The sequence below is a fragment of the Orbaceae bacterium lpD01 genome (assembly GCA_036251705.1).
In the GTDB taxonomy this organism is placed as follows: Bacteria; Pseudomonadota; Gammaproteobacteria; order Enterobacterales; family Orbaceae; genus Utexia; species Utexia brackfieldae.
Genome location: CP133959.1, coordinates 1776862 through 1792197 on the forward strand (window position 1 = coordinate 1776862; position 15336 = coordinate 1792197).

Below are 15336 nucleotides of genomic sequence, written 5' to 3' on the forward strand. Positions count from 1 at the left end.
ACTATTATAACATCGGAATTTCTTAAATTACCGCATGTTTTAATTGATTGTACCTATTATTTATAGTATATCTAGGAACATTGTTTTTTATACATCAATAACAATTAGGATCCATCATGAAAACGTTAGGTGAATTTATTATTGAAAAGCAGCATGAATTTCCACATGCGACAGGTGAACTGTCAGCGCTACTTTCAGCAATAAAATTAGGGGCCAAAATAATCAATAGAGATATCAATAAAGCAGGATTAGTGGATATTACAGGTACCAGTGGCATATCGAATATTCAGGGTGAAATGCAAATGAAATTAGATGTGTTTGCGAATGAAACTCTCAAAGCAGCACTAGAAGCTCGAGGCGTAGTCGCTGGTATTGCCTCTGAAGAAGAAGATAAATTAGTGATTTTTGATAATCAAAAATCACATCATGGTAAATATGTGGTGTTGATGGATCCTTTGGATGGTTCATCTAATATTGATGTAAATGTATCGGTAGGTACTATTTTTTCTATTTATCAGCGCGTTACTCCTGTCGGCCAACCGATTCAGGAGTCCGATTTTTTACAACCAGGACATAAACAAGTTGCCGCCGGTTATATTATTTATGGCTCGTCAACCATGTTAGTTTACTCAACAGGTTGTGGTGTTCATGCTTTTACTTATGACCCTTCGATTGGCGTATTTTGCTTATCTCACGAAAGCGTTAAATTTCCTGAAAAAGGCAACATTTACTCAATCAATGAAGGATTTTATTCCAAATTTCCGGTTGGCGTAAAACAGTATATTAAATATTGTCAACAAGAAGATCAAAAAACGAATCGTCCATATACTTCACGCTATATCGGTTCACTGGTCTCTGATTTCCATCGTAATTTATTAAAAGGCGGTATTTATATTTATCCTCAAACCGCACAATACCCCAACGGTAAATTACGCTTACTTTATGAATGTAATCCGATTGCTTTTTTAGCAGAGCAAGCTGGTGGTAAAGCAAGTGATGGTTATCAACGAATATTAGATATTTTGCCTAGCGAATTACATCAACGTTCGCCGTTTTTTGTTGGTGTAACACAGATGGTCAACGACAGCGAACAGTTTATGCAAAAAGACTCACAGTGATCGTTTTATATGATAATCAGATAGATAAAATTATTGGTTAAGAAAGCACCAGCATTCGCTTGCGTTTTAGTTCATAAAAACAGACTATCAATAATGAGATGGCGCTTCACAGACATCTCATTATTGTGCTTGAAAAGTGATAATGTGTCTCAATAGCTATATTTTACGCCCAATAAAATTGAGGAATTTCTAAAGCTACTATCGCCAAACTGGCCAGAGAGATTAAACCAAACATTAGTGTTTGGTGTAATATATCCTTCGACACCGGTTTTTAATTCGGTAATATTACGCCCACCATCTTGTTTAACATCTGTTTCTTCATTAAATGTAACTGTGGGTAGTTTAGAGTTATATAACCAGTTTACTTCAAAAAATAGTTGTCCAGATTGATTATTCAATGCGCTCATCGACGGCAAAGTCCGCAATTCAGTTCTTAGCCCTAAACGCGTGAGCAGATTATCATGGGAACTCGATATTCGGGCACCATTGCTCTGTTTAAGATCGCGTGGTTTTGTGCCCTGCCAAATACCTTGTACTTGCGGTTCAAGAAACAAATTATAATTACCGATTTCCCCAACATGAAAGGTATAACCTGACTCTAGTGAGGCACTGATTCCTTTTAAACGATACTGACTAGAAATAATATTAGAATGCACAGTCGCTTTAAAACTATTCCACTGTGCCCAAGTATCAACATACCAACCTTGAGTTGGTGCGCTATACCAGGTACCATAAATACCATAACTGAACCCATTGAGTTTAGCGGTTGATCGATAATCAGTTTCATCTGATATGGATAAATTTGAACTATAGATATAACCACCCATTAGACCTAAATGAAATCGTTGTAAATTATCAGTCCAAGTTGCTATATCGCCACCTAATTGAGTCATATTCCAATCATTTTTAATTTTTAGTTGGGATTGCCCGGCACTAAATTTAGAATAACCATATTTAGTCCGTAGCCACATGCTGGTTACCTTCTTTTCATTAGTTAATATGTCAGTATAATACGTTTCTCCTAATCTATCATGCAAACGCGTATTAAAAATACTATTCGCGACATACAGATTAGCTAAATAAACACCAGCATCAGGCACCAAAACTTGATTACCATCATTAGCATGCTTACTTCGCAATACCCAATTGTTATTATTAAGTGGGCTTCGAACTAAATTATATTCATAGGCGCCAATCTGTATTGCCCCACTTTGTATAAATTTTCCATTTGACTCGCCATCGACGGTAATGAGATTAATACCTTTTACGGTGTTATCGCCAAGTCCACCTACATTATTCACTGTCACATAACTTGTTCCGGTGGTATTGCCCTTAATCACTAACTTGTCGATCGGTGAATCATCACTTCCTAATACCCCATTAAAATGAATAAAACCGCCATTGCCCGTATAATTGCCCTGTACCATTAAAGTATGCGGTTGAAATATTTTGGGTTCAGTAGAGAAACGAATCACACCAGCATTATTAATATTACCAACAGTGGCATAAGCTTGATCAGGTAAATTTGTACTCGGTGCTATCGCTAAAAGACCACCGTTATACAGATTAACATCTTCAACATAAGCAGCACTATCAGCCTGTCCGGTCGTATTTCTTCCTGCAACCAATACAACTCGCGCATTCTCATAAATAGACAAAGAACCCAATGATTGAGCACCGTTTTCCAATAAAATAAAGCCGTTATTATAGGCCGACGTATCCCTGATGATTGCACCGTTATAAACACGCAGAACACCGGTTTGATTCACAATGCTATCTAAAGCATTTCCAAAAACCCGCAGCGCACCATTTTGATTAACAACGGAATTACTCACAGTGCCATTCGCGTTGACTAGTTGTACACCATTATTAATCGTCGTATTTGTTGCATTACCCTCAACAACTTGCGTCCCCCCCGCAATTGTCGTTTTATCGGCATTTGCACCAGTATTTACCGTTTGTGAGCCACTATTAATTATTGTATTGGTCGCGTTACCATGGAGAATTTGCTCACCACCGTTAATCGTCGTATTATTGGCATTACCGTTCACCACTTGCGTACCACCTACAATCGTTGTGCCATCAGTCGAACCTGTTACATTGACTGTTTGCGAGCCTGAATTGATGATAGTATTTGTTGCAGAACCACTCACAATCTGTGATCCACCCATAATGGTAGTATTGTCAGCTACTCCGCCAATATTGATCGTCTGTGTACCTGACTTTATCTTAGTACTACTTGCATTACCATTAACGGTTTGTTCCCCACCTGAAATCGTCGTCAAATCTGCATGACCGCCAATATTGACCGTCTGGGTACCTGAACTTATTGTGGTATTTGAAGCGGTACCATTCACAATTTGTGTTCCTTGGTTCATAATCATCGTTATATTAGCCTTGCCGCCAACATTCACCGTCTGTTCACCGGCTTTTATTACTGTGTTAGTCGCCGTACCATTCACTGATTGAGTACCACCCAAAATGGTGGTGATATCCGCAATACCACCTTGATTAACAATTTGTGTGCCCGAATTTATTTTTGTATTATTCGCGATACCAGCAACTGTCTGTGTCCCACCTTCAATCGTTGTTTGATCGACTTCACCATTAGCATAAAATTGACTATTCTCATTAACCGTCACATATTGACTTGTTGCACCACGATCTACAGTAAGAACGCCGCCACTATTTATAAAAGCATTTTCAATTGAACTATTTCCCTTGACCGTAACAGTGCCGCCATTAATGGCAATATTTTTCGCATCACTTCGGTTATTGACAAAAAGATTACCATTCTCATAAACTTTTGCGCCATCGATATGCGCAGTCTGATTAACATTAACGACTCCGCCACTATAAATTTCAGAACCATTGGCAATACTTGAGTTATTGACAGACTGAACACCGCCTGAATTAATAATTGCATTATTAGCAATACCGAACAGAATGTTTTGTATTCCCCCCGAATTAATTATCGTATTATTAGCGGTACCACCATCAAGTTGCTGAGCACCGTTATCAATCGTAATATTCGTTGTTTCGCCACCTGATTTGACCATTTGTATTCCACCATCAGAAATCGTCAAATCCTGTTCATGTTGCCCATTGATGACACTACCTGAATAGGCAGAGGCCTCTGATGAAAAAGTAGCATAAGTGACTAAACAGGCTATCAAAAGACTTAATTTATATTTCGCTTGGCTAGGAATTGGACTGTTTTTATTTTTGTTAAATTGGGAAAAGGTATTGCTGTGATAAAATTGACAAGATTTCATTTTTCTTCCTTGTAAATGACTGCTGCCATGCTGCACTACTTTAAATTTACTGGTACGCTAATAACGATGTTTTCACTCTATTTCATATATAATAAATATCAATTAATGCCATCTTTATTATACGTTTTTAAGTGTGATGAGCAAATAAATGATTATAAATTAAATATTTAATAAATAATTGTAAATTATTATTAAATTATTGTGTGATAATTGATAAATATCGAGAATAGAACATAAGGCATATAAAATGTGTACCGCTATCTTGAAAAAATCTGAGCTAATGTTTCGGAAAATTGAAAAGCGATAGGATGTCTAAATTTAGTTAATATCGAACAGCAAAAACATACCCTAAATAGTTCATTCATCCTATTTTTTAATAGATAAAAATATCTTATAAAAACAGATACAAGTCATAAGATTGATTATAAAAAAGATAATTTAATCGATGTTAAGTACTGACTGGATGATTTTTCTGAGATGAGATTATCCTTTTTGACAGCACACAAATATTTGCTACACAAAAATTACTTTCATTAAAATAAAGGCGAGTAAAGACTGGATTGTTATTGGTTATCTTTAAATCCAAACCGTCGTTTAACCCTATCCCAGAACCCAAGCGAACGAACCATTTTGTCACCCTCAATATAAAGACGTATTGTTCGTAATACTTTTTTCGGATCTTTTGAGGAAAAAGTAAAAATAGCACCGGATTTAGTTTGAATAGAATAACGGGGGATCCATCGACCACCCAACATCACCGAAGCCATGACATAATGAATCTCTTGCCATGGAATTTGAATATATTTACGATTGTCACGCAAATCATAAAACTCAAATGCCCTATCACCTATCATGATATTGCCATAGTTGAGTATGCCCATAAATGCAGTACCCTTAATCGCCAGATCAATTTTTGTATTCAGTGATTGAACCATATATAACAGACCATTTTTCATAATTAACTATCTTATTCTGGACTAAAAATCCATTTTTTACCGATAATCAGATAAAAAATAGATTTAAAGATCAGCCTTGTTTGTATAAAAATATGATTAAACTATAAAATACCTAATACATGACCCACAATACCAATGACGAATAAACCCACAATAATTAAGATCGGTGATACTTTTCGTTTGAGTAGCCACATACATAAAAAGGTTAATAACAGCGGTACTAGCCCCGGAATCAGCTGATCTAAGTTACTTTGTAAAGTGGTGACTTTCTCTTGGGTTAAGGATAAACCATTTTGCATTTGTATAAGGGCTTGTTGAATAGCATGATTACCTGGTGGTAATGCAGTCCAGTCAATAAATGCGCCATTGTCCAGTTTTACAGTTGAAATGATCGGCTTAAAGTGAATTGAGACCCATCGCTGCACCAATGCGGCCAAGACAAACATGCCGAGAATCGATGCCCCTTTAGTAATTTTTTGTAATAAACCACCAGAAAGGTTATCGGTAATTTTAGATCCCGAGCGATAACCAAATTCCTGTGTATACCACATAAAGCACCAGCGGATAATATTCCATACTGCAAAGAATAAAATAGGCCCCATAATGTTACCGCTCATCGCTAACGATGCACCAAGCGCGCCTAACATTGGGCGGAGTGTAAACCAGAAGACAGGATCGCCCACACCAGCTAAAGGCCCCATCATACCAATTTTCCCCCCCTGAATAGCAGCATCGTCTACTGCCGCACCATTAGCACGCTCTTCTTCAAGCACTAAAGTCACCCCTAAAATGGGCGAAACCATATAGGGATGCGTATTAAAAAACTCAAGATGGCGTTTTAGTGCAGCAGAACGGTCTTCTTTGGTTTTATACAATTTTTTGATGGCCGGGATCATGGCATAGGTCCAGCCGCCATTTTGCATACGCTCGTAATTCCAAGAACCTTGTAAGAAGGTAGAACGCCACGCAACGGATAGTCTATCTGCTTTAGTTAACTTAATTTTTTGATTCATTTTAAATCCTCCCGTTCTTAGTAATCATTTAAAATATCATCTAATGGATCGCCCATATTACTGCCATTTGATGAGCCGCCCCGTTCGGAAAGATTTAAATAAATCAGCGCTAACGCAAAACCTAAAGCACCCAATGCAATCAAGGTCAATTGTGAAATGGCTGCTACCACAAAACCAATAATGAAAAATGGCCAGACTTCCCGAGTCGCCATCATATTAATCACCATTGCATAACCCACTGCAACCACCATACCACCACCAATTGCCATACCTGCTGTCAACCACTCTGGCATTGAATTCAGTCCTGCCTGCACTATTTCTGCTGGAATGAATAATAGTGCCGCCGCTGGAATAGCAATTCGCAGTCCTTGTAGACAGATAGCAAAAATTTGCAAAAATTCAATTTTAACGATGTTTCCTTCTGCAGCAGCAGTATCCATCATATGAACGATAGGAACAGCCAGCGTACGCACGATCATCGTTAAAAACAAGCCGGCAACCGCTAATGGAATTGCCACCGCGATGGCAGTTGAGACGCCAGCAGTCCCTTGTCCACCCAAGACTAAAATAATGGCGGAGGCAACCGAAGCAAGTGCAGCATCTGGTGCAATAGCGGCGCCGATATTAGCCCAGCCTAATGCAATCATTTGTAAGGTCCCGCCCAGAATAATACAAGACTCTAGATTACCCGTCACTAGTCCAATTAAGGTACAAGCAACAAGGGGTTGATGAAACTGAAATTGATCTAAAACACCTTCGATGCCCGCTAAAAAAGCGACGGCGATGATTAAAACCATAGCAATGATAGATAGATCCATACTATACCTCTTCTATTAATCCAATTATTTTTTTTCAGCTAACTCTGTGCGTGCTTTGTTTAATAATTCATCAAAATTATCTTGAGAATCATTGGGCACTTTACGCACATCAAACTTAATCTCTTTTTGCTTCAGTTGCTCAAAAGCCGCAATGTCAGCTTCGTTTAAAGAAATGGCTTTATTCACCACCACTTTACCAACAGAGTGCGCCATCGAACCAATATTAACGTCAGTAATAGCTAGACCGCCTTCGACGGCACGCAGTACATCTTGCGGATTTTCAAACAGCAATAATGCCTTAGTATGACCAAAACGTAGATCTTTGGCGACCTCAATAATCTTACTGATTGGTACCACATTGGCTTTCACACCGGGTGGTGAAGCCTCTTTGATTAATTTTTTGCGCAGTTCGTCGTGGGCTACGGAATCAGAAACGACAATAATTCGATTGGGATTGGTTGCCTTAGTCCAGGCTGTCGCGACCTGACCATGGAGCAGGCGAGAATCAATTCTTGCCAGTACAATTTTTATGTGGCCATCACCCACAGCGTTGGCTTCAGATATATGATCAGGACGGAGAGTATTGAGTGTTTTTGGGGCTTCAGATTGATAAGTAACATTGCTATTGATGCCCTCTCTGGCGGGCTGTAAAATCTGTTGTGCGATCTCTTTTGCAGATGTCGAGGATAATCGACACGCATAGGCCTCAATCAACATCGGTAAATTCAAACCAGATACGATAACCCAGTTATCTTGATGCTCGCTACACAGGTTATTGGCTTGATTAAACGGCGTTCCTCCCCATAAATCAACCAAAAATAATATTTGTTCTTGATTTTTAAATATAGCAATGGCAGCTTGCATTTTCATTTTCAGATCATCAGGGCTCTCGCTGGGATGCAAGGTGACTGCTGTTACATTTTCCTGCTCACCAAACACCATACCGCCAGATTGTAGTATTCCTGAAGCAAACTCACCATGAGATGCAAGGATAATACCGACCATTTAATTACCTCCTATTTTTGGTTTTACCATAACAAAAGTAATAAAAGTAATAAAAGTGATGAAAGAAGCAACAATACAGCATAAAAACTTATGCGTCACTGATTTAAAAAATAAAATAAGTATAATTGTGAGATATACTACAATTTTAACAAAAGATTTAATTGTAAAGCGGAAAAGAAAGTACTTTAATTTGATGTGCAGTGAATGTTGACAGAAGTATAGGCTGAAAGATCTCGAGCTTTGGCTATCATCAATCATGAGCGGTAAGATATTGATAAGTCATTTATTATCTATTTTCATCAGTTAAAAATTTTCATTTCAATCTGTCTAGATTTTACTAAGTTGTTAAAGTCAAATTTTCCGCTATAGAAACCCGGATGATGAAGTCTCATGCTTTATCAAAATAAGGCCATTATTGAGTGCAAACACACAAAACAGTGAAGATTGCCATTTAATCAAGCAGAGACTTATATCGAAAAGTCTCAGTAAAAAATAACATTAAATCCCATCAAGACTCAGCCTATCATAAATATGAGACGAATCACTGACTGTGGTTATAAAAAAAACTTTAAAGACAAATTATCGGTTTCATCATGATAGTCATAGCCGAGCTCGGCTAAATGATGAATAAAATTATTATCTGATTTCAATAATTCAAAACCCGCTAAGACACGCCCATAATCAGTACCATGGCTACGGTAATGGAATAAGGATATATTCCAATTTGTGCCTAATGTGTCTAAGAATTTCAGTAGCGCACCTGGTGATTCTGGAAATTCAAAACTATAAATACGCTCGGATATCGGCTGACATGGCTTACCGCCGATCATGTAACGAACATGGAGTTTAGCCATCTCATCATCGGAAAGGTCAACAACCTGATAACCCCCTGCGATTAATTCTTGAATAATATCCTGTTTATCATTTTCCAGACCAGATAATCTGATCCCGACAAAAATACATGCACTATTTTGATCATGATAACGATAGTTAAATTCGGTTACACTACGGCCGCCAAGTAATTGACAAAACTTGAGAAAACTACCTTTTTCTTCAGGAATCGTCACAGCAAATAGTGCTTCTCGTTTTTCACCGAGTTCACAGCGTTCTGATACATAGCGTAAATTATGAAAATTCATATTCGCACCGGATAAAATATGGATCAGTTTTTCATCACAAATATTATGCTGTTCAACATATTTTTTCAAACCGGCTAAAGCTAGCGCGCCAGAAGGTTCAGCAACGGCGCGCACATCATCAAACAGATCTTTAACCGCAGCGCAAATTTCATCACTATCAACAAGAATAATATCATCGAGATACTGCTGACATAATCGAAAGGTTTCATCACCAATTCTTTTCACCGCCACACCTTCAGCAAATGAACCAACCCGGTTTAAATCAACCGGATGACCTGCATCAAGTGCCGCTTTCAAGCAAGCCGAATCTTTTGCCTCAACGGCGATAACTTTAATCGATGGCATAATTTGTTTGATTAAAGCAGCGATACCAGCTGCCAATCCCCCTCCACCAACCGGGACAAAAATACGATCGACTTTCGCATTTTGCTGCAAAATTTCCATCGCCACGCTGCCTTGCCCGGCAATCACCAGAGGATGATCAAATGGTGGGATAAACGTTCTGTTTTGCTCTTTAGCCAATGCGATGGCTTTGGTTTTTGCCTCATCAAAATTAGTACCGTAGAGCAGTACTTCTCCTCCAAAGGCCCGAACCGCCTCTACTTTGATATCAGGGGTTGTCAGAGGCATCACAATTAACGAATTAATACCGAGTTTAGTGGCGGAAAGTGCAACGCCCTGCGCGTGATTGCCAGCCGAAGCTGCAATCACACCATTGTTACGCTCGCGCTCATTTAAATTGGCAATCATGGCTTGGGCGCCACGAATTTTGAAGCTATGTACCAGCTGCCTGTCTTCACGTTTGACTAAAATTTGATTATGCAAACGGTGTGACATTTTTTCCATGACCTCAAGCGGAGTCACCACCGCCACATCGTACACTGGCGCACAAAGTGAAGCTTTGAGATAATCAGCCCCGGTCATTTTGGTCTTGTCTGTTTTCACATTAACCACCTAATTTACTTTTATCTCTTACCGCACCTTTATCTGCGCTGGTAGCTAAACTGGCATAGGCGCGCAGTGCATAAGATACCTGACGTTGACGATGTTTTGGTGTCCATGCTTTATCCCCAAGTGCTAACTCAGCCACACGTCGCCTTTCCAGTTCCGGTTCAGCGACTTGTAACTCCATTTTACGATTAGGTATATCAATATTGATAATATCACCATCTCGCACTAAACCGATAACGCCACCATTCGCTGCTTCAGGCGAGACATGACCAATTGATAGTCCTGAGGTTCCGCCAGAAAAACGTCCATCAGTGATGAGTGCGCACGCTTTACCCAGTCCCATCGATTTTAAGTAACTGGTTGGATAAAGCATCTCTTGCATACCCGGTCCACCTTTCGGTCCCTCATAACGAATGACCACCACATCGCCAGCGACCACTCGGCCACCTAAAATAGCGTCAACGGCCTCTTCCTGGCTCTCATAAACTTTAGCAGGACCGGTAAACACTAAATTTTCAGCACTGACTCCCGCTGTTTTGACAATCGCACCATCAAGCGCAATATTGCCATATAAAGCAGCAAGCCCACCATCTTGGCTATAAGCATGCGCTTTATCCCGAATACAACCTGCTTGGCGATCAGTATCAAGCGAATCCCAATAACAATCTTGTGAGAATGCTTTCGTGGTACGAATGCCAGCGGGACCTGCCTGATACATTTTTTTCACATCCGCATCTGTTGTTTGCATAATATCGTATTGAGCAAACATCTCAGGTAAACTATAACCTAGCACATTTTTAACATTGCGATTAATTAAACCGGCACGATCCAGCTCGGCTAAAATAGCAATCACCCCGCCCGCGCGGTGTACATCTTCCATATGATACTGCTGCGTACTCGGGGCAACTTTACATAAATGGGGAATTTTACGTGACAGACGATCAATATCGGTCATATTAAAATCAACTTCACCCTCTTGCGCCGTTGCCAGCAGATGTAATACGGTATTGGTTGAGCCACCCATCGCAATATCTAATGCCATGGCATTTTCATAAGCAGCTTTACTGGCCACATTACGTGGAAGCACGGCATCATTATCTTTTTCATAATACTGCTTGGTTATCTCAACAATATGTTTTGCTGCATCAAGAAATAGTTTTTCACGTTGTTGATGAGTAGCCACTAATGAGCCATTGCCCGGTAGTGCTAAACCGAGTGCTTCAGCTAGACAGTTCATTGAGTTAGCCGTAAACATGCCTGAACATGAACCACATGTTGGGCAAGCGGCCTCTTCTATTTGTTGACTATCTTCATCAGATACATTCGGATTAGCCCCTTGAATCATCGCATCAATTAAATCAAGCTTAATGATCTGATCGGATAATTTGGTTTTTCCCGCTTCCATTGGCCCACCTGAAACAAAAATAGCCGGGATATTTAAGCGTAATGCGGCCATTAACATACCGGGCGTAATTTTGTCACAGTTTGAGATACAGATCATGGCATCGACGCAGTGTGCATTCACCATATACTCCACAGAGTCGGCGATCAATTCACGTGAAGGCAGTGAATAAAGCATACCGCCATGCCCCATTGCAATACCATCATCAACAGCAATGGTATTGAACTCTTTGGCAATACCGCCGGCCGCCTCAATCTGTTTGGCAACCAGCTGACCGATATCTTTTAAATGCACATGACCTGGTACAAATTGTGTAAATGAGTTGACGACCGCAATAATCGGTTTGCCAAAATCTTCATTTTTAACGCCAGTTGCTCGCCATAATGAACGAGCGCCCGCCATATTACGGCCTTCGACCGATGTTGCAGAACGATATTTAGGCATAGTATGCTCCCAAGTTAATCACGTTATTATCTTGTTGATAATAATCTAGGTTATTAATATATTGTCAATTTATTTACTTTTTAGATATTCATTCTTAGATAAAGTCAACCATAACTTATTTTACCGGATCTAACCACCCATATTTATCTTGTGTTTGGCCATTAAACAGACCAAAAAATGCCTGTTGAATTCGTTTAGTTGTTGGGCCACAGCGACCAATACCTATCTCAATCCCATCAATACTCCGCACAGGCGTGATTTCAGCGGCAGTACCGGTCATAAAGACTTCATCAGCTAAATAGAGTGATTCTCGGGAAAGTGTCTGCTCGCAAATCGTAATACCGAGATCTTTGGCTAAGGTTAAAATCGCATCGCGCGTAATACCAGGTAGTGCCGCTGACGTTAAAGTTGGTGTATAAAGCACCTGATTTTTAACGATAAAAATATTCTCACCGGCACCTTCTGACACATAACCATGTACATCAAGGGCAATACCTTCCTGATAACCATGACGACGCGCTTCGCTACCAATCAGTAAAGACGAGAGATAATTACCACCAGCTTTTGCAGCAGTCGGAATTGTATTTGGCGCAGCGCGATTCCATGAAGAAACCATCGCATTAATACCTAGCTCGAGTGCTTCTTCACCTAAATAGGCACCCCATGGAAATGCGGCAATCATGACATCGGTCTGATAACCGGCAGGCGGATTAACACCCATTCCAATATCACCGATAAAAACTAAAGGACGAATATAGGCACTTTTCAAATTATTTTTTGATAGCGTCTGACGTGTCGCAGTCATTAATTCATCGACCGAATAAGCGATGGGCATACGATAAATTTTAGCGGAATCATGTAATCGCTGCATGTGCTCACGATGGCGAAATATCACCGGGCCTTTATAGGAATCATAACAACGTATCCCTTCAAATACCGATGACCCATAATGGAGCGCATGAGACATAACATGAACTTTTGCCTCAGCCCAAGGCGTCATTTCATTATTAAACCATATATATTCCGATTTTGCTGTTGTAGCCATTTTATCCTCTCATCGTTAAATTAATTTTTATGATTCATTGTTTGTATCTTATTGTGTCTCGTTTTATGCTTGGCTCAATGACTCAACTTGCACATCGGTTACATCAATCAGTTTTTGTAATTGATTCGCCACTAACGTGATTGCTCTTTCACTCTGCACCGTAATATTCATACCCAGCATATTATTTTCTAAGACTTGCATATCCATGGTGACAACATGCGCACCACGATGGCGGATAACCCGCAATATTCGTTCTAAAATACCTAAACGATAGTAAGCTGAAATCGTTAACTTGCTGTTATTCATCATCTATTATCCTTATAATTAAATACGCTCAAGCATCTTTTCATTTGATGCGCCTGGTGGCACTAATGGCCAGACATTTTCCATTTCGTCGATACTCACATGCAGTAAATAAGGACCAGCATGAGTCAACATTTTTTCTAATGCCGGCATCACTTCTGATTTTTGGGTAATGCGTTCTCCTGGAATATCAAAGGCACTGGCTAAGACTAAAAAATCAGGATTATCTGATAGGTTGGTTTCACTATATCGGGCCGCAAAAAAGAGCTGCTGCCACTGTCTCACCATTCCTAACCGCTGGTTATCAATCAGCACAATTTTAACCGGCAGCTGTTTGCGTTTTATGGTGGTCAGCTCTTGAATATTCATCATAAAGGAGCCGTCGCCGGAAACGCAGATCACACAATCATCAGGTCTGGCTAATTGTGCGCCAATCGCCGCAGGGAGCCCAAAGCCCATCGTGCCCAGACCGCTTGAGGTAATAAAATTCATAGGATGACTAAAGCGCATATGTTGCGCCGTCCACATTTGATGCTGTCCTACGTCCGTCGTTATCACGGTATTATCATTTTTTAATGCAGATAACTGTTTGAGTAACAAAGGAGCATAAATCGCTTCACCAGGATGATCGTAACGTACCGGAAAATCAAGATCTAACTGTTTGACATGTGTCTGCCATGAGGTAATATTTAAGGATTGAGCTAATAGGGGTAAAACCTGTTTCAAATCGCCCGTTACGGCTAAATGGGCCTGTTTTAATTTATTAATTTCAGCCGGATCTACATCAATATGAATCACTTTGGCCTGACTGGCAAACTCATTTAACTTACCAGTAACCCTGTCATCAAAACGTACGCCAACAGCAATCAATAAATCACTCTCTTGCACGGATAAATTAGCGGCTTTTGAGCCATGCATCCCTAATAAACCTAAATAGAGCGGATCTCGATAATCGACAGAACCGAGCCCTTTTAACGTCGCAACACAGGGGAGACCTGTAGTTTGTACGAAGCTGCGTAACTCATTGACCGCATCGGCCATTCCAACCCCACCACCTACATAAAGTATGGGCTTTTTAGCGTGGGATAACATCATTTTGGCTTTATCGATATCTTGTTGGTTAACAGAAGGTAATGAAAATGTTGGATAAGATGAGCTGAGAAACTGAGAAAAATTGGCATGAGCTATTTGAATATCTTTAGGTATATCGATTAGCACTGGACCGGGTCTTCCTGAGCTTGCGATATGAAAAGCCTCTTCAATGATATCTGGCAAGCTCTCTAGCGAATCAACTAAAAAGCTGTGCTTGGTACAAGCTAAGGACATTCCTAGTACATCAATCTCTTGAAAAGCATCTGTGCCAATCAATCCAGTGGGTACTTGGCCGGTTATTGCCACAACAGGCACTGAATCGATGAGTGCATCTGCAAGCCCGGTTAATAAATTGGTCGCACCAGGACCAGATGTGGCAATACAGACGCTCGTTTGTCCCGTTGCACGCGCATAACCAATTGCAGCCATTGCGGCACCTTGTTCATGACGACAAAGTACATGTTCAAGTTCAACATCATATAATGCATCATAAAGCGGCATAATCTGACCACCAGGATAACCAAAAACAATATTTACACCATGATCTTTTAATGCTTGTACAATCCACTGCGCGCCTGTCATCATCCATTCCCTCGTTATAATTACTGTTATCTGATAAAGATTTTAACCAAAAAAAAACCCCCGCTTACTTTGCGGGGGTTTTCTTGCTAATCTGGGTATATTTACATTATCGAACCCAAGCAACGCCCCCGCGATGGAATAATGACCACCACGCTAATAATAATGAGGACGAGTACGCTAAAAATTGGATTCA

General features: G+C 40.0%; 11 protein-coding genes. 1 reads left to right on the forward strand and 10 read right to left on the reverse strand.

Translation table 11 applies throughout. The features are described 5' to 3' along the window. Positions 1 to 116 precede the first annotated feature (116 nt). Positions 117 to 1118: a class 1 fructose-bisphosphatase gene (gene fbp / locus RHO15_07955; GenBank protein ID WVD63410.1), complete on the forward strand. Its 1002-nt coding sequence runs from the start codon at positions 117 to 119 to the stop codon at positions 1116 to 1118. 149 nt (positions 1119 to 1267) lie between these two features. Here the strand turns inward: fbp and RHO15_07960 are convergent, their stop codons facing one another. The 10 genes from RHO15_07960 to ilvG all read right to left on the reverse strand — a co-directional run bounded on the left by RHO15_07960 (position 1268) and on the right by ilvG (position 15143). Beyond that, entirely contained in the window at positions 1268 to 4393 is a 3126-nt protein-coding gene (locus RHO15_07960) for an autotransporter outer membrane beta-barrel domain-containing protein (GenBank protein ID WVD63411.1), read from the reverse strand. Positions 4394 to 4956: 563 nt separating this feature from the next. Then, positions 4957 to 5349 (reverse strand): DUF956 family protein, encoded by a 393-nt coding sequence (locus RHO15_07965; protein WVD63412.1) that lies wholly within the window; start codon positions 5347 to 5349, stop codon positions 4957 to 4959. A 101-nt stretch (positions 5350 to 5450) separates the two neighbouring features. Next, on the reverse strand, positions 5451 to 6362 hold the full coding sequence (locus tag RHO15_07970; GenBank protein WVD63413.1) for a PTS system mannose/fructose/sorbose family transporter subunit IID: 912 nt from the start codon (positions 6360 to 6362) through the stop codon (positions 5451 to 5453). Between the two features lie 17 nt (positions 6363 to 6379). Continuing rightward, on the reverse strand, positions 6380 to 7180 hold the full coding sequence (locus tag RHO15_07975; protein ID WVD63414.1) for a PTS mannose/fructose/sorbose transporter subunit IIC: 801 nt from the start codon (positions 7178 to 7180) through the stop codon (positions 6380 to 6382). A 24-nt stretch (positions 7181 to 7204) separates the two neighbouring features. Further along, complete coding sequence (locus tag RHO15_07980; GenBank protein ID WVD63415.1) at positions 7205 to 8185, reverse strand: mannose/fructose/sorbose PTS transporter subunit IIA; 981 nt, start codon at positions 8183 to 8185, stop codon at positions 7205 to 7207. A 554-nt stretch (positions 8186 to 8739) separates the two neighbouring features. Continuing rightward, positions 8740 to 10248 (reverse strand): threonine ammonia-lyase, biosynthetic, encoded by a 1509-nt coding sequence (ilvA, locus tag RHO15_07985; GenBank protein ID WVD64987.1) that lies wholly within the window; start codon positions 10246 to 10248, stop codon positions 8740 to 8742. 22 nt (positions 10249 to 10270) lie between these two features. Continuing rightward, positions 10271 to 12121 carry a dihydroxy-acid dehydratase gene (gene ilvD, locus RHO15_07990; GenBank protein WVD63416.1) on the reverse strand — a complete coding sequence of 617 codons (1851 nt, stop codon included), beginning with the start codon at positions 12119 to 12121 and terminating at the stop codon, positions 10271 to 10273. Between the two features lie 115 nt (positions 12122 to 12236). Then, positions 12237 to 13166 (reverse strand): branched-chain amino acid transaminase, encoded by a 930-nt coding sequence (locus RHO15_07995; GenBank protein ID WVD63417.1) that lies wholly within the window; start codon positions 13164 to 13166, stop codon positions 12237 to 12239. A 63-nt stretch (positions 13167 to 13229) separates the two neighbouring features. Further along, entirely contained in the window at positions 13230 to 13475 is a 246-nt protein-coding gene (gene ilvM, locus RHO15_08000; protein ID WVD63418.1) for an acetolactate synthase 2 small subunit, read from the reverse strand. 15 nt (positions 13476 to 13490) lie between these two features. Continuing rightward, positions 13491 to 15143: an acetolactate synthase 2 catalytic subunit gene (gene ilvG / locus RHO15_08005; GenBank protein ID WVD64988.1), complete on the reverse strand. Its 1653-nt coding sequence runs from the start codon at positions 15141 to 15143 to the stop codon at positions 13491 to 13493. Positions 15144 to 15336 lie beyond the last annotated feature (193 nt).